We start from the raw sequence: 15,242 nt of genomic DNA, 5'->3' as shown, positions 1-15,242 counted from the left end.
CGCACGCCGCCCCGCGCCGGGCCCCGGGCCGCCCGACCGACCGGGACGGCCGCCGCGCACCGGCCGTCACCCCTTGAGCCCCGACCGCGAGACCCCCTCGATGATGAAGCGCTGCAGGAACGAGAACAGCACCATGACGGGCACGCTCGCGATCACGGCGCCGGCCATCAGCAGGTCGTACCGCACCTGGTTGGCGCCCTGCAGGGTCGCCAGGCCCGCGGGCAGGGTGCGCGTCTCAGGGCTGAACAGGACGTACACGGGCCACAGGAAGTCGTTCCAGTTGGTGAGGAACGCCAGCAGGGCGAGCGTCGCCATGGCCGGTCGCGCCAGGGGCAGGACGATCTTGACGAACACCTCCCAGCGGTTGGCGCCGTCGAGCAGCGCCGCCTCCTCGAGCTCGACGGGCAGGTTGACGAAGAACTGTCGCATGAAGAAGACGCCGAACGCGGAGGCCGCCGTCGGCACGATGATCGCGAGCAGGGAGTTCAGCCAGCCGATCTCGGACACGATGAGGTAGTTCGGGATGACGAGGATGACGCCGGGCACCAGCAGCATGGCCACCACCAGCCCGAAGACGATGCCCTTGCCGCGGAACTGCATGCGCGCCAGCGGGTAGGCCGCCATCGACGCCGTCGCCACGACGAGCACGGCGTTGGCCGTGGCCGCGATCATCGAGTTCGCGAACCAGGTCAGCACGGGGGTGTCCGACGCGGAGAAGAGCGTCTGGAACGCCTGCGTGGTGAACGGGTCCGGGATCCAGCTCGGCGTGACGCCGGTGGCGTCGGCCCGCGTCTTGAACGACGTCACCAGCATGTACAGCAGCGGGCTGACGAAGACGAGCGCGAGGGCGTAGAGCGCCACGTAGCGGGCGACCCGCCGTCGGACGACGCTGCCGGCGCGGTGGCCGGCGACCCGCACGGTGCGGTCGGGGACGGGTGCGGTGGGAGGAGCGGCGGTCATCGGCGCACCTTCTTTCCTGTGCGGCGGGCGTCCTTGTCCCGGAAGAGCCAGAAGATCGCGGCGCTGAGGATCATCAGGCAGACGGTCAGGATGTAGCTCATGGCTGCCGCGCTGCCCATCTGGAACGAGCTGAGGCCCGTGTCGGCGATGAGGTAGATCGCGGTACGGGTGCTCCGGCCGGGTCCGCCCTCGGTCATCAGGTAGGACTGGCCGAACATGTTGGCGGAGAGGATCAGCGTGTTGACGACGACGAACATCAGCACCGGCTTGAGCCCAGGGAAGGTCACCGCCCAGAAACGTTGCCAGGCGCTCGCGCCGTCGACGTGCGCCGCCTCGTAGAGCTCGGCGGGGATGTCCTGCAGCGCCGCCAGGTAGATGACGGCGTTGAAGCCGAGGGTCCACCACACGGTGACGCCCACCAGCGCGACCCAGGCCCAGGGCAGGGACGTCAGCCACGCCGTGGCGTCGGGCAGCCCGACGAGGCCGAGGTAGTGGTTGACCAGCCCGATGTTGGTGTCGAGCAGGTACCGCCACAGGACGGAGACGACGGCGACGCCGAGCACGAACGGCGCGAAGTAGACGGCCCGCAGGAAGTTCCGCCCGGGGAACCGCGCGTTCATCATCATCGCGACGAGCAGCGGGATCACCAGCAGCAGCGGGACGCTGGCCAGCGTGAAGATGCCGGTCGCGCGCATCGACTCCCAGAACGGCCCGCTCGCCGTGGACGACGGGTCGATCAGGGCCTGGTAGTTCTCGAGCCCGACGAACGGGTGGTTCGGGAACGTGTAGTCCCAGTCGTGCAGGGAGATCCACACCCCGAGCGCCGCGGGGAGCAGGACGAACGTCCCGAACAGCAGGAGGAAGGGTGCGAGGAACAGCCAGGGCGTGGCCGGGGCCGGGTCGATCGGACTCCGGCGGCGGCGAGCGCCCCGGGCGGACGCCCTCGCCGTGGCGAGGGCGTCCGTCGGAAGGGTGGCGGTCATGCGTCAGCCTCCGAACCTGGCCAGGTTCTCTTCCATCAGCGCGGTGGCGCGCTCGGCCTCCTCGGTGAGGGCGACGTCGGGCGCGCGGTCACCGAGCACGCCGTCGGCCACCGCGACCTCGAGGGTCTCGGCCTGGATCGTCCCGAGGCCGGGGACCGGCGGGAGGAACCGCATGGTGTCGATCGCGTCGGCGATGGGCTCCTGCACCGTGCCGTCGAGCACGCCGCTGGTCCGCACGGACTCCCGGGCGGGGATCATGCCGGCGCCGGCCCACTCCCCCGAGTGCTCGCTCATCCACGCGACGAACACCTGGGCGGCGGCGACCTTGTCCTCGTCCGGGTCGTTCTGGTGCGGCAGGAAGAACTGGTGCGAGCTCGCCCAGGTCGCCTGCTCCCCGAGGAGCGCGGGGACGGGCACGGCCGCGTACGGCAGGCCCGACTCCTCCAGGTCGTTGATCTGCCAGATGCCGTCGAACGTGATCGAGGTCTCGCCGTTCTTGAACGCGACGTACTGGGCGTCGGCGTCGACGCTGGCCGGGCTGTACCCGTCGTCGACCATCGACCGCATCCACTCGAGGGTCTCGACGCCCTCGGCGGAGTCGAAGGTGGCGCTGGCGCCGTCGGCGGCGTACGGCTCGCCGCCGCCCTGCCAGACTCCCGAGAGGAACATGAGGTGGGCGGGCCACCGGGCGGGCATCCAGAACGGGTGCTCGTGACCGGCCTCCTGCAGCGCGTCGAGCGCGGCGCCGAACGACTCGGCGTCCGTCGGCGGCTCGGTGATCCCGGCCTCCTCGAAGTGCTCGGTGTTGTAGTACATCGCGAGCGAGTGGACGTCGAGCGGGACGCCGTAGTGCTGCCCCTCGTACTCGGTGGCGTCCCAGATCTCCTGCGTGAAGTCGTCGGCCGTCAGCCCGATGCCCTCCAGGAGCGGGTCGACGGGGTCGATCACCTGGCGCACGGCGTTCGACGAGAGCTGCTCGATGTGCATGACACCGACGTCCGGACCCTCGCCGGCGGTCACCGCGGCGGGCAGCTTCTGGTAGAACTCCGCCCACTCGATCGTGTTCGACTCGACGGTGATGTTGTCGTGCTCGGCGTTGAACTCGTCCACCATGCTCTGCATGAACGGGCCGTCGCCGCCGGTGAAGCCGTTCCAGTAGCTGAGCGTGACCTCGGGGCCGTCGTAGGTGCCGGTGAACTCGGCTGCCTGCTGCTGGCCCGGGGTGTCGCCGCCGCCGGAGCACGCAGCCAGGGCGAGTGCTCCGGTGGCGGCGAGGGCTGCGGCGCGGACGGTGCGTCCGCGCCCGGTGTGGTTCGTCATGAGTGTCGTCCTCCTCGTCGAAAACGCCTGCGCTCTGCGCGCTGGCGACGAATGTACAGCGCTGTAACGCAGGTTGTCGACCCCCGCCCCCGACGGCGGCCCCGCGGGCACTACGATCACGACAACGAGCGGGCAGCGGCGGCGGGCGAGGGAGGCGGCATGGCACGGGTACGGCTGGTCGACGTGGCCGAGCGGGCCAACGTCTCGATGAAGACGGTGTCCAACGTGGTCAACGGCTACGCCCACGTGCAGCCGGCGACGCGGGCCCGGGTGCAGGCGGCCATCGACGAGCTCGGCTACAAGCCGAACCTCACCGCACGCCGGCTGGCGACCGGCAGGACGGGCATGATCGCCCTGGCCATGCCCGAGATCGACCACCCGTACTTCGCCGAGGTCGCCCGGCACGTCGCCGAGGTCGCGAGCGACCACGGCTACCGCGTCATCATCGAGCAGACGCTGGGCGACGAGACGGCCGAGCGGGCCGTGCTGCGCGACCGGGACGCCGGGCTCGTCGACGGGGTCATCTTCCAGCCGCTGCGCATCGCCACGCTCGACATCGCACGGTTCCACCAGGATCTGCCCCTCGTGCTGCTCGGCGAGGTCGAGGCCCCGGTGACCACGGACCACGTCATGGTGGACAACGTGCGCGGGGCCGCGGACGCCACGTCCCACCTGCTCGCCGCGGGGCGCACCCGGATCGGCTTCCTGGGGCTGGTGGAGGGCGACATCACGGCGACGAACAGCCGCCGCCTGCTCGGCTACCAGGAGGCGCTCGTGGGCGCGGGCGTGCCCCTCGACCCGGGCCTGGTGCTCACCACCTCCGGGTTCGGCTCGGACGCCGCCGCCGTGGCCGTGGACGACGCCCTGTCGCGAGGACTCCGGTTCGACGCCCTCGTGTGCCGCGACGACCGCTTCGCGATCGGGGCGCTCACCGCGCTGCGCCGCCACGGCCGCGAGGTGCCCGGGGACGTCGCGCTCGTCGGGTGGGACGACTCCGCGATGGCGCAGTGGGCCTGGCCGCCGCTGACGTCGCTGGCCCCGGACAAGCACGAGCTCGCCCGCGTGGCGTTCGAGCTCCTGCTGGAGCGGATGCAGGGCACCACCGGCGTGGGCCGGCACCGGGTGGTCCCGCACACCTTGCAGGTGCGGGAGTCGGCCCCGGGCGCCTGACGGCGCTTTACAGCGCTGTATTCATGGTCCATGCTCTTGCCATGCGTGAGACCTCGACGACGAGCACCGACGACGGCACCTACCCACGACCCCAGCTCGCACGACCCCGATGGCACGACCTGTCGGGCGAGTGGGAGTTCGCGATCGGCGACGACGACGCCCCCGCACGCCGAGCCGGCGGCACCGCGCTCCCCCGCCGTATCCAGGTGCCGTACCCGCCCGAGTCGCCGCTGTCCGGGATCGGCGACACCAGCCCCTACGACGTCGTCTGGTACCGGCGCACCGTCACCGCCGACGACGTCGCCACCGCCGGTCTCGGCACGCAGGGCGACGCTCTGGTGATCCACTTCGGCGCCGTCGACCACGACGCGCAGGTGTGGGCCGACGGCCACCTGCTCGGCACCCACACCGGCGGGCAGACCCCGTTCACCCTCGAGGTGCCTGCCGAGATCGTGCAGCGGGGCGCGTTCACGCTCGTGGTCCGGGCGTACGACGACCCCCGCGACGTGACGCAGCCCCGCGGCAAGCAGGACTGGCGCGACGAACCGCACAGCATCTGGTACCACCGCACCACCGGCATCTGGCAGCCGGTATGGCTCGAGGCCGTGCCGCGTACCGCCGTCGTCCGCCTCGACTGGCGCCCCGACGTGCCGGCCGGCGCCGTCGAGCTCGGCGCGCTCCTCGCGCACCGTCCGGAGCGGGGCACCCGGCTCACCGTGGAGATCAACGCCGGCGAGGAGACGCTCGCCCGCCAGGAGATCCGGATCGACGACGCCGAGGTCTCGCTCACGGTCCCGCTGCACCGGCAGGCCAACGGCCAGGCGTACGAGGAGCTGCTCTGGAGCCCCGAACGACCCACCCTGCTCGACGCCCGGGTGACCGTCACGGGCCCCGACGGCGCGCTGCTCGACGACGTCACCTCCTACCTCGGGCTGCGCTCGACCGGGGAGGCGGACGGGAAGTTCCTGCTCAACGACCGGCCGTACTACGTGCGGTCCGTGCTCGAGCAGGGGTACTGGCCGGAGTCGCACCTCGCGGCCCCGAGCGCGCAGGCGCTCCGTGACGAGGTGCAGCTCATCAAGGACCTCGGGTTCAACGCGGCCCGCGTGCACCAGAAGGCCGAGGACCCGCGGTTCCTCTACTGGGCGGACCGGCTCGGCCTCCTCGTCTGGGGCGAGGTCGCCGCCCCGTTCGCCTTCACGCCGCGGGCGGTCGAGCGCACCGTGCGCGAGTGGACCGACCTGGTGCTGCGCGACCGGTCGCACCCCTGCATCGTCACGTGGGTGCCCGTCAACGAGAGCTGGGGCGTGCAGCACATCGCGCACGACCCGGCGCAGCAGCACCTCACCCGCGCGCTCTACCACCTGACCAAGGCCCTCGACCCGACCCGACCCGTCATCTCCAACGACGGCTGGGAGCACACCGAGTCCGACCTGCTCACGCTCCACGACTACGCCGCCGAACGAGCGGTGCTCGAGCCGCGGTACGCGACCCGCGAGGCCCTGGACGCGCTGCCCGGGTCCGTCGGCCCGGCCGGGAGGCGCGTCACGCTGCTGCCCTGCGCGGCCGAGGGCAAGCCGGTGATGGTCACGGAGTTCGGCGGCGTCACCTGGGCGCCGGACGCGGACATCGACACGTGGGGCTACTCGGTGGCGAGCTCGCCCGAGGACTTCGAGGCACGCGTGCGTGCGCTGTTCGACGCCCTCTACGCGAGCCCCGTCCTGGCCGGCGTCTGCTACACCCAGCTCACGGACACGTTGCAGGAGGCCAACGGGCTCACGGACGAGCACCGCAAGCCCAAGCTCCCTGTCGAGACCATCCGTTCGATCGTCCGGGGCGCGCCCGCCCGCTGACCTGCTGCCGCTGCCCGACTACTCGCCCGTGGCGCCGTCGTGCAGCTCGCGCGCGACGTCGAGGTGCCCGGCGTGCCGCGCGTACTCCTGGAGCACGTGGAAGCAGATCCAGCTCAGCGTCGGGGGGTCGTCGTCGAACCGGCCCCCGACGGCGCCCCGTGCGGTGAGGTCGTGCCCGGTGAGGATCTTCCGCGTGCGCTCGCCGCCCGCGTGCAGCGCGGCGACCAGCTCGTCGCGCGTGACGTCGTCGGGCACCTGCCAGGGACCGTCAGGGATGCCACCGGCGTGGTCGCCCCACGGGTCGGGGACCTGCTCGCCGAGGAAGCCCCACACGAACCAGCGGCGCTCCATGTGGACCAGGTGGATCAACAGCTCCAGCGGGGTCCAGCCGGACGGCAGCCTGCTGGTGCGCAGCTCGGCCCCGGTGAGCCCGTCGAGCTTTCGCTCGACGGCGGCGCGGTAGTAGTCGAGGTAGGCGACGAACTGCGCCTTCGGGTCGGGTGAGTCGAGGCGTGGTTCGACGGCGGAGAGCGGCATGGGTGCAGCGTACGGCGACCGTGCGCGCCCCCCGCCCTCGCCGCCGTGGCCCGCGTGAGAGCGCCCGGTGGTGGCCCGGGGGCTCAGTCCACGCCCGCGGCGAGCGCGTCGGTGAGCAGCCCGACCAGCGCTTCGAGCTGGACGTCCGTGGACGACGGGATGTCCTCGTCCGCCGCCCCGTCCAGCGCCCGGGCGGCCAGCCCCGACTTGCTGTCGATCAGCTCGGCGATCTTGGAGTCGATGGTCTGCGCGGCGATGATCCGCCATGCGGTGACGGGTTCGGCCTGGCCGATCCGGTGGATCCGGTCGATGGCCTGGGTCTGCTCGGCGTCGGTCCAGGACAGCTCCGCCAGCACGAGGTTGGAGGCGACCTGGAGGTTGAGCCCCACGCCGGCGGCCATCAGGGAGCACACGGCGATCGACACGTCGGGGTCGCCCGTGAACGCCGCGACGTTCTTCTCGCGCACCGCGGGCGTCTGGTCGCCACGGATCGAGGCAAACCGGATGCCGCGGTCGGTGAAGGTCTGCTCGGCCTGGTCCATCACGTCGACGTGCTTGGCGAAGAACACCACCTTGCCGACGTTGCGGGCCAGCTGCGCAGCGTAGTCGGCGGCCAGCCCGGCCTTGGCCTGGCCGATCCGGCGGACCATCGTGAACACGTTCTCGCCGCGGGACTGGGGGCTCGAGTCCTTGAGCTCGGCCGCCGCGACCCGCCGGGCGAGCTCGATGTCGATGCCCTCCACGGCGACGTCGTCGGGGCGGGCGGCCACGGCAGCCCGGTAGCGCTCGACGAGCCGCTGCTGGAGCGCGGTCTCGGCCGCTCGGACCGAGCGGCCGACGGCGCCCTCGAGCTCGACCGGCAGGTCCGCCACCCGACGGGCGGGGATGTCCGCCGCCACGTCGGCCTTCCGACGACGCACGATGCCCTCGTCGATGACGGTGGCCCGGGCCGAGGCGTAGAACCCCCGGTCCGCCGGGGTCAGGCCGGCCTCCTCCAGGGCAGCCATCAGCCCGCCGATCGGCTTCGTGTCGTCGATCCAGCCGAGGAACTGCCAGATCGCCCGGAAGTCCTCGACGTCGTTGATCAGCGGGGTGCCGGTGAGGGCCATCAGGAGCGGCCGGGCGGTGCGCTCACGAATCCGCTCGGAGAGCGCCAGGACGTGCTGCGACCGCTGGGAGGTCTTGTTCTTGATGAAGTGGGCCTCGTCGACGACCATCCCGCGGAAGCCGAGCTCTCCGAGCCACCCGACGTGCCGGTTCAGGATGTCGTAGTTCACGATCACGACGTCCGCGAAGGCGTCGACCCGATCACCGTCACCGTGGACGACCGTCGCTCGCCGCAGCGGCGTCCACAGCTCGACCTCGTGGGCCCAGTTCGTCTTGACCACGTTGGGCGCGACGACCAGCAGCGGGAAGGCGTCCGCCGCCTGCGCCGCGAGGAGCGCCTGGGCGGTCTTGCCGAGCCCGGGCTCGTCCGCGAGCAGGAACGTGCGGTGCCCGCGCGCCGTCGCGGCGACGACCTGGGCCTGGTGCGGCATCAGGGCGCGGCCGTGGGGAACCGGTACGGAGGCCGGGTCGGGCAGCGCCATGCAGGAGGGCGTGCCGGGAGACGCCTTCTCGAACGATCGGAAGAGGGGTTCGAGCAGCTCCCACCCGGCCAGCCGGCGGGGACGCGCGGGGACCCGCTCTGCCGCCGCCTCGAAGTCCGGTGCGAGGAAGGGGTTGGCCAGCCGCTGCGAGATCGCCGACTGGGGCACCACTCTCTTCTCGGCGCCGGGCGGCGGCGCGGCGGGGGCGGGCGGCTCCGGGTCTTCCTCGGGGGGCTCGATCCCGCCGGCGCGCATCACGCTGGCCCGGTACTCGCGCGCCGCGTCGGAGACCCGAGCATCGTCCGCGAGCAGCTCGAGCAGCGAGGTGTCGCGCGCGGCGATCTTCGCCAGCATCGTCGCCACCCCGTCGAGCCGCTTGAGCTCCTGGTCCCGCTTCGCCGCGGTCAGAGCACCATCGGCCTTCACGCGGGCCCGCTCCTCACGCACGAGCAGCGCCACCACCTGGAACTTCGTCCGGACGACGGGGCGGGTGGGAGGTCGCTTCACCGCGTTGTCGACGTCGCGAGCGATGTCGGCGAGCACGGGGATGATGCCACGCTCGGCAGGACGGGGAGCACGGCGCCGCTGAGCGCCGCCGTCAGGGCGCGCTCCACCGGACCGGCGTCGGCCTGGTCTTGCCACATGCACTCCTTCGCTGTCCTGCACCTCGGCCACGACGCGGCGCGGGTGTCCACGCGTGCTCGCGCCGACGAGTCGGGCGCAGCGTCGCCACGCCGGTTCCCCGGCGGCGACGCCGGTGGGCCTCAGGCCGACGGCGAGACGCCGTCGTACCTTTCGGCGCATCACCGCGAGCACGGTCGCGGCCCGGGGAGAGCCACGTCGCCAAGGCTGCCGGTGACCTTGACACCCTGTGCGCCTGGGCAGATTCGAACTGCCGACACCCGCTTTAGGAGAGCGGTGCTCTATCCCCTGAGCTACAGGCGCTCCCAGCGTCCTCGGACGATGGTGACCCGGCGCCGAGCACGAGGCACACGGCCCGGGTCGCCCCACAGCCTAGCGTGCATGGCGGCATCACCGAGGCAACGACAGTCCGGTGGGCTGCCGTCCCGGCGCACTCGCCGTGCACGGGGCCCGCATCGTCGTCGGCCGGCTCTCGCGAGTCACACCCACGCCGCCGGGTCGGCCACGACCTCGCGCAGCACCTCGCGCGCTCCCCCGGTCAGCGCGGCGTGCTGACCCGCCCGGGCGGCCCGCACGTCCGGCTCCGCGAAGGGCGAGGCCAGCACCCGCTCGCGCAGCACCGCGACGACGTCGTCGCGGAGCCACGGCTCGAGCTCGGCGTAGACCCCGCCGAGGACCACGGTGGACACCCCGGTGAGGTTCACGAAGTCCGCGAGCGCCGACCCCAGCGCCCGGCCGGCGCGGTGCAGCGCCGCGCGTGCGGCGTCGTCGTCGGCCTCGAGCGCGGCGAGGAGGGACCGGAGCGGGGCGTCGAGCGGCAGCCCGGCGGCGCGCAGGACGGCCTCCTTGCCGGCGTACTGCTCGAGGCAGCCGTGCGCGCCGCAGGAGCAGCGCGGACCGGCGGGGTCGACGACGACGTGGCCCACCTCGCCGTTCCAGCCCCGCTCGGCGAGGAAGAGTCCGCGGTCGACGACGATGCCGGCACCGATGCCGACGTCGCCGGAGACGTAGAGGAACGAGTCGGGCACCTCGCCGGCGAGCTCGGCGAGCGCGGCGAGCTTGGCCTCGTTGGCGACGTGCACGGGGAGGCTTGCGAGGCTCAGGAGCGGCACGGGGTCGAGCGACGACCACCCGAGGTTGGGTGCGACCTCGAGCTCACCGGTCCGGACGTCGACGAGGCCGGGCAGCGCGAGCCGGGCACCGGCGACCCGCATGCCGTCGGACTGGAGCAGCTCGACGACCTCGGCCGCGAGCGTGCCGAGCCGGCCGAGCACCGTCGCGGGCTCGGAGTCGTGGAAGGCGCCCTGCTCGACGACGTCGGCGACGGTCTGCCCGGCCAGGTCGAGGGCACGCACGCCCAGGTAGTCGACGTTCACCTCCAGCCCGAGGCCGACGACGGTCCGCGCGGCCGGCACGAGCGGCACGGCGGGGCGCCCGGCGCGCTGGGCGGCGGCGGGCGGGAGCTCGGTGATGAGGCGGGCGGCCACGAGGTGGTCGACGAGCGTGGAGACGGTGGCGCGGGTCAGCCCGGTGGCGGCGGCGACGTCGGCGCGGGACGGTGGGACGGCGTCCGGCGGTCCGGACGTCCCGGCGGCGGCGTCGTAGATCGCCTTGGCCACGAGGCGGAGGTTGCGCTCGCGCAGCGTGTGCTGGCGGGAGGCGCTGCTGCCGCCCGGGGGCGCACCGGTGGTGCGCTGCGTCGTCGTCGGCTCGGCGGTCACGTCTTGACTCTAGACCAACGACCGGCAATAGTTCAGCCGTACAACAAACCGCCGCGGCGTCGCCCGGCACCCAACTCGACGAGGAGAACCCGTGAGCGACATCAAGTACTCGTTCGGCCTGTGGACCGTGGGCTGGCCGGCGAACGACCCCTTCGGCACCGCGACGCGTCCCGAGCTGGACCCGGCCGAGTCGGTCCGCAAGCTCGCGGACCTCGGCGCGTGGGGTTTCACCTACCACGACAACGACGTCTTCCCCTTCGGCGCCTCCGAGGCGGACCGCCAGGCCGGCATCGACAGCGTGAAGAAGGCCGCCCAGGAGTCCGGGCTGGTCTGCGAGATGGTCACGACCAACACGTTCTCGCACCCGATCTTCAAGGACGGCGCGTTCACCTCGAACAACCGCGACGTGCGCCGTTTCGGGCTCAAGAAGGTGCTGCGCAGCGTCGACAACGCCGCCGAGATGGGCGCCTCCACGTTCGTCATGTGGGGCGGCCGCGAGGGCACCGAGTACGACAACTCGAAGGACCTCGCCTCCGCGCACGCCCGCTACGCCGAGGGCATCGACACCGTCGCCGCCTACATCAAGTCGAAGGGCTACGACCTGCGCATCGGCCTCGAGCCGAAGCCGAACGAGCCCCGCGGCGACATCTTCCTGCCCACCATCGGGCACGCCATCGCGCTGATCAACACGCTCGACAACGGCGACATCGTGGGCCTCAACCCGGAGACCGGGCACGAGCAGATGGCGGGCCTCAACTACACGCACGGCCTCGCGCTGGCGCTGTACTGCGGCAAGCTTTTCCACATCGACCTCAACGGCCAGCACGGCCCGCGCTACGACCAGGACCTCGTGTTCGGCCACGGCGACCTGCTGTCCGCGTTCTTCACCGTGGACCTGCTGGAGAACGGGTTCCCGAACGGCGGCCCCCGCTACGAGGGCCCGCGGCACTTCGACTACAAGCCGAGCCGCACCGAGCACCTCGACGGCGTGTGGGAGTCGGCCAAGGCCAACATGGCCACCTACGACATGCTCGCCGCCAAGGCGAAGGCCTACCGCGAGGACCCGAAGGTCCAGGCGGCGTTCGAGCACGCCGGCATCTTCGAGCTGGGCGAGTCGACGCTGGGCGCGGGCGAGTCGTTCGAGGCGTTCCTCGCCGACGAGTCCGTGGACGGCATCGACGTCGACGCCACGGCCGAGCGCGACTACGGTCTGGTGAGGCTGCACCAGCTCGCGCTGGAGCACCTCATCGGCTGAGCCGAACCACCTGTGTGATGTTGTGGGCGCGATTTCTGGCCCGGAATGCCGGCTTTGCCGGGCTTCCAGGCCCAGAAATCGCGCCCACAACGCTCGTCGTCGGAACAACCTAGGAGCGAAGATGCCCCTCGTGGCAGGCGTGGACACCTCCACGCAGTCCTGCAAGATCGTCGTGCGCGACGCCGAGACCGGCGCCCTGGTGCGTTCCGGCTCCGCACAGCACCCGGACGGCACGGAGATCCACCCCGACCACTGGTGGACGGCCTTCACCGAGGCGGCCCGCGCGGCAGGCGGGCTCGACGACGTGGCCGCGATCGCCGTCGGCGGCCAGCAGCACGGCCTGGTCGCCCTCGACGCCGAGGGGAACGTCGTCCGCGACGCCCTGCTGTGGAACGACACCCGCTCCGCACCCGCCGCCGAGGACCTGATCCGCGAGCTCGGCGAGGGTGACCGCGAGACCGGCGCCCAGCGCTGGGCGGACGCCACCGGGTCCGTCCTCGTCGCCTCGCTGACCATCACCAAGCTGCGGTGGCTGCGCGACGCCGAGCCCGACAACGCGGCCCGCGTCGCCGCCGTCGCGCTCCCCCACGACTGGCTGACCTGGCGCATCGCCGGCTACGGCCCCGCGGGCGAGTCGCCGCTCGGTCCGGACCTCACGGCGCTGTGCACCGACCGCTCCGACGCCTCGGGGACCGGCTACTACGACGCCGAGGCACCGGCCGACGACGGCGCCCCCGGGACGCTCGGCGCCTACCGCCGCGACCTGCTCGCCCTCGGGTTCGGCCGTGACGACGTCGTCCTGCCGCGGGTGCTGGCGCCCTCGGAGCCGGGCGGCGTCGCCCACCCGTCCGTGGCCGGGTCCGCCGTCGAGGGCGGCGCGCTGCTGGGCCCCGGCGCGGGCGACAACGCGGGCGCCTCGCTCGGACTCGGCATGGGGCCGGGCGACATCGCGATCTCGATCGGCACCTCCGGCGTCGTCTCGGCCGTCGCACCGCGACGCACCGCCGACGGCTCCGGCGCGATCAACGGGTTCGCCGACGCCACCGGCAACGCCCTGATGCTCGCCGTGACGCTGAACGCGGCGCGGGTGCTCGACGCCGCCCGCACCGTGCTCGACACCGACTTCGACGGTCTCGCCCGCCTCGCCCTGTCGGCGCCGCCCGGGGCCGACGGCCTCGTGCTGGTGCCGTACCTCGAGGGCGAGCGCACGCCGAACCGCCCCGACGCCACCGGCACACTGCACGGCCTGCGCCTGGCCACCTCGACCCGCGAGCACCTCGCCCGCGCCTACGTCGAGGGGATGCTGTGCGGGCTGGCCGACGGCCTCGACGCCCTGCGGGCCCAGGGAGTCCCGGTCGAGCGCGTCATGCTCATCGGGGGCGCCGCGCAGTCGCCGGCGGTCCAGGAGATCGCGCCCCAGGTCTTCGGGGTGCCCATCTCGATCCCCGCTGCCGGCGAGTACGTGGCCGACGGCGCCGCACGGCAGGCGGCGTGGGTCCTCGCCGCCGCGTCGGACCCGGACGCCGCGGCGCCCTCGTGGTCGACGTCGGTCACGGCGACGCTCGAGGCCGACCCCCGTCCGGTGGTGCGCGAGCAGTACGCGGCGGTCCGCGACCTCGTGTAGCGCCGAGAGACATGAGAGAGGTCTGAGAGAGGCCTGAGAGAGCCCGGGAGGATCTGTCCTCCCGGGCCTCTCCGCGTGCCGGCACTCCTGGTCCGGCGGGCAGTCCTAACCGTTTAGGCCGCTGACCGCGGTGGGCCTGCGTCACTACCGTGGCCGGGATCCCGCTTCCCTTCGCAGATCGGAGCCCGCCATGACGCAGGTACGACGACGAACCCGCTGGACGGCACTGCTCGCCACAGCCGGCCTGGTGACCACCGGCGCCGTCGGCGTGGTGGCGGCCACCAGCGCCGCGGCCGCCGAGGGCTGCTCGGTCGACTACCGGGTCACCAACGAGTGGTCGGGCGGCTTCCAGGCCGACGTCACGGTCACCAACCTCGGCGACCCGATCTCCTCGTGGGAGCTCGGGTGGACGGCCGCCTCCGGCCAGTCGGTGACCCAGGCGTGGAACGCCGAGGTCACCCAGTCCGGGAGCACGGTCACGGCCTCGGGCGTCGGCTGGAACTCGAACCTCGTCGCGGACGGCTCGGCGAGCTTCGGCTTCATCGGCACCTGGTCCGGCAGCAACCCCGTCCCCGGCGCCTTCACGCTCGACGGGGTGGCCTGCACGGGTGACGTGGGCGAGCCGGACCCGACGCCGGACCCCACCGACGACCCCACACCGGACCCCACCGACGACCCGACGCCGCCGTCGTCGGAGCTCTACGTGGACGTGACGAACCAGTCGTACGAGGCCTGGCAGGCCGCGAGCGGCACCGACAAGGACCTCCTGGCCAAGATCGCGCACACGCCGCAGGCGTACTGGGTCGGCAACTGGAACGACGCGACGACGGAGCGCGAGGCGGTCGCCGACTACACCGGTCGCGCTGTGGCCGACGGCACGACGCCGATCCTCGCCGTCTACGCCATCCCCGGCCGCGACTGCGGCAACCACTCCGGCGGCGGCGTGGAGCAGAGCGAGTACGCCCACTGGATCGACGAGGTCGCGGCCGGCATCCAGGGCAGCCCGTACATCGTCCTCGAACCGGATGCCCTCGCCCAGCTCGGGGACTGCGACGGCCAGGGTGACCGGGTCGGCTACCTGCGGTACGCCGCCGAGCAGCTGACCGACGCCGGTGGTCGGGTGTACATCGACGCCGGCCACTCGGGCTGGTTGAGCCCCTCCGAGGCGGCGGACCGGCTGAACCAGATCGGGTTCGAGCACGCCGTCGGGTTCGCGCTCAACACGTCGAACTACAACACCACGGCGGCCGAGCGGGCCTACGGCGAGCAGATCGCGGCGCTGACGGGCGGGGCACGGTTCGTCATCGACACCTCGCGCAACGGCAACGGGTCCAACGGCGAGTGGTGCAACCCGCGCGGTCGCGCGCTCGGTGAGCGGCCCGCGGTCGTGACCGAGCCCGGTGGCCTGGACGCGCTGCTGTGGGTCAAGCTGCCCGGCGAGTCGGACGGCACCTGCAACGGCGGCCCGTCCGCCGGCGCCTGGTGGCAGGAGATCGCCCTCGAGATGGCGGAGAACGCCTCCTGGTGACGCCCCACCGTTCGCGGGCGTGAGGCCTGCGGTCCCGGACCCCGTCCAGGACCGCAGGCC

At 72.7% G+C, this 15,242-nt stretch carries 11 protein-coding genes and 1 tRNA gene; 5 read left to right on the top strand and 7 right to left on the bottom strand.

What is annotated here, in order from left to right; translation table 11 throughout:
* Positions 1-66 precede the first annotated feature (66 nt).
* Genes BCL65_RS09705 through BCL65_RS09695 form a run of 3 tightly spaced genes read right to left on the bottom strand, consistent with a single transcriptional unit; the run spans position 67 to position 3,263 of the window.
* A complete protein-coding gene (locus BCL65_RS09705) occupies positions 67-960 on the bottom strand; it encodes a carbohydrate ABC transporter permease (RefSeq protein ID WP_106267505.1) in 894 nt (297 codons plus the stop codon).
* Positions 957-1,943 carry a carbohydrate ABC transporter permease gene (locus tag BCL65_RS09700; RefSeq protein ID WP_106267503.1) on the bottom strand — a complete coding sequence of 329 codons (987 nt, stop codon included), beginning with the start codon at positions 1,941-1,943 and terminating at the stop codon, positions 957-959. The genes BCL65_RS09705 and BCL65_RS09700 overlap by 4 nt, the downstream gene beginning before the upstream one ends.
* Positions 1,944-1,946: 3 nt before the next feature.
* Positions 1,947-3,263 carry an ABC transporter substrate-binding protein gene (locus tag BCL65_RS09695; protein WP_106267502.1) on the bottom strand — a complete coding sequence of 439 codons (1,317 nt, stop codon included), beginning with the start codon at positions 3,261-3,263 and terminating at the stop codon, positions 1,947-1,949.
* Positions 3,264-3,422: 159 nt separating this feature from the next.
* Here BCL65_RS09695 and BCL65_RS09690 point away from each other — a divergent pair, with 159 nt between their 5' ends.
* Together BCL65_RS09690 and BCL65_RS09685 are read left to right on the top strand one after the other, a co-directional pair.
* The gene (locus tag BCL65_RS09690; RefSeq protein WP_106267500.1) at positions 3,423-4,433 is read left to right on the top strand and encodes a LacI family DNA-binding transcriptional regulator; all 1,011 of its coding nucleotides are present in this window, start codon (positions 3,423-3,425) and stop codon (positions 4,431-4,433) included.
* A 41-nt stretch (positions 4,434-4,474) separates the two neighbouring features.
* On the top strand, positions 4,475-6,286 hold the full coding sequence (locus BCL65_RS09685; protein ID WP_106267498.1) for a glycoside hydrolase family 2 protein: 1,812 nt from the start codon (positions 4,475-4,477) through the stop codon (positions 6,284-6,286).
* Between the two features lie 18 nt (positions 6,287-6,304).
* On the opposite strand, the gene BCL65_RS09680 is transcribed toward BCL65_RS09685, so the two are convergent.
* The 4 genes from BCL65_RS09680 to BCL65_RS09665 form a co-directional block, all read right to left on the bottom strand.
* Positions 6,305-6,823 carry a DinB family protein gene (locus BCL65_RS09680; protein ID WP_106267496.1) on the bottom strand — a complete coding sequence of 173 codons (519 nt, stop codon included), beginning with the start codon at positions 6,821-6,823 and terminating at the stop codon, positions 6,305-6,307.
* Positions 6,824-6,906: 83 nt separating this feature from the next.
* Positions 6,907-9,054 (bottom strand): DEAD/DEAH box helicase, encoded by a 2,148-nt coding sequence (locus tag BCL65_RS09675; protein ID WP_106267494.1) that lies wholly within the window; start codon positions 9,052-9,054, stop codon positions 6,907-6,909.
* Between the two features lie 230 nt (positions 9,055-9,284).
* A tRNA-Arg gene (locus BCL65_RS09670) sits at positions 9,285-9,357 on the bottom strand.
* 176 nt (positions 9,358-9,533) lie between these two features.
* The gene (locus tag BCL65_RS09665; RefSeq protein WP_106267492.1) at positions 9,534-10,775 is read right to left on the bottom strand and encodes an ROK family transcriptional regulator; all 1,242 of its coding nucleotides are present in this window, start codon (positions 10,773-10,775) and stop codon (positions 9,534-9,536) included.
* Between the two features lie 91 nt (positions 10,776-10,866).
* Between BCL65_RS09665 and xylA the strand changes: the two genes are divergently transcribed.
* The 3 genes from xylA to BCL65_RS09650 all read left to right on the top strand — a co-directional run bounded on the left by xylA (position 10,867) and on the right by BCL65_RS09650 (position 15,182).
* Positions 10,867-12,030, top strand: a complete 1,164-nt coding sequence (xylA, locus tag BCL65_RS09660; protein WP_106267490.1) for a xylose isomerase — start codon at positions 10,867-10,869, stop codon at positions 12,028-12,030.
* Between the two features lie 121 nt (positions 12,031-12,151).
* The gene (locus BCL65_RS09655) at positions 12,152-13,654 is read left to right on the top strand and encodes a xylulokinase (protein ID WP_106267488.1); all 1,503 of its coding nucleotides are present in this window, start codon (positions 12,152-12,154) and stop codon (positions 13,652-13,654) included.
* A 190-nt stretch (positions 13,655-13,844) separates the two neighbouring features.
* Entirely contained in the window at positions 13,845-15,182 is a 1,338-nt protein-coding gene (locus tag BCL65_RS09650) for a glycoside hydrolase family 6 protein (protein ID WP_106267486.1), read from the top strand.
* Positions 15,183-15,242: the final 60 nt, after the last annotated feature.

The sequence above is a fragment of the Isoptericola halotolerans genome, assembly GCF_003003075.1.
Lineage (GTDB): Bacteria > Actinomycetota > Actinomycetes > Actinomycetales > Cellulomonadaceae > Isoptericola > Isoptericola halotolerans_A.
The sequence above is the reverse complement of the archived record's forward strand: the minus strand, read 5'-3'. Positions and strand labels throughout refer to the sequence as shown.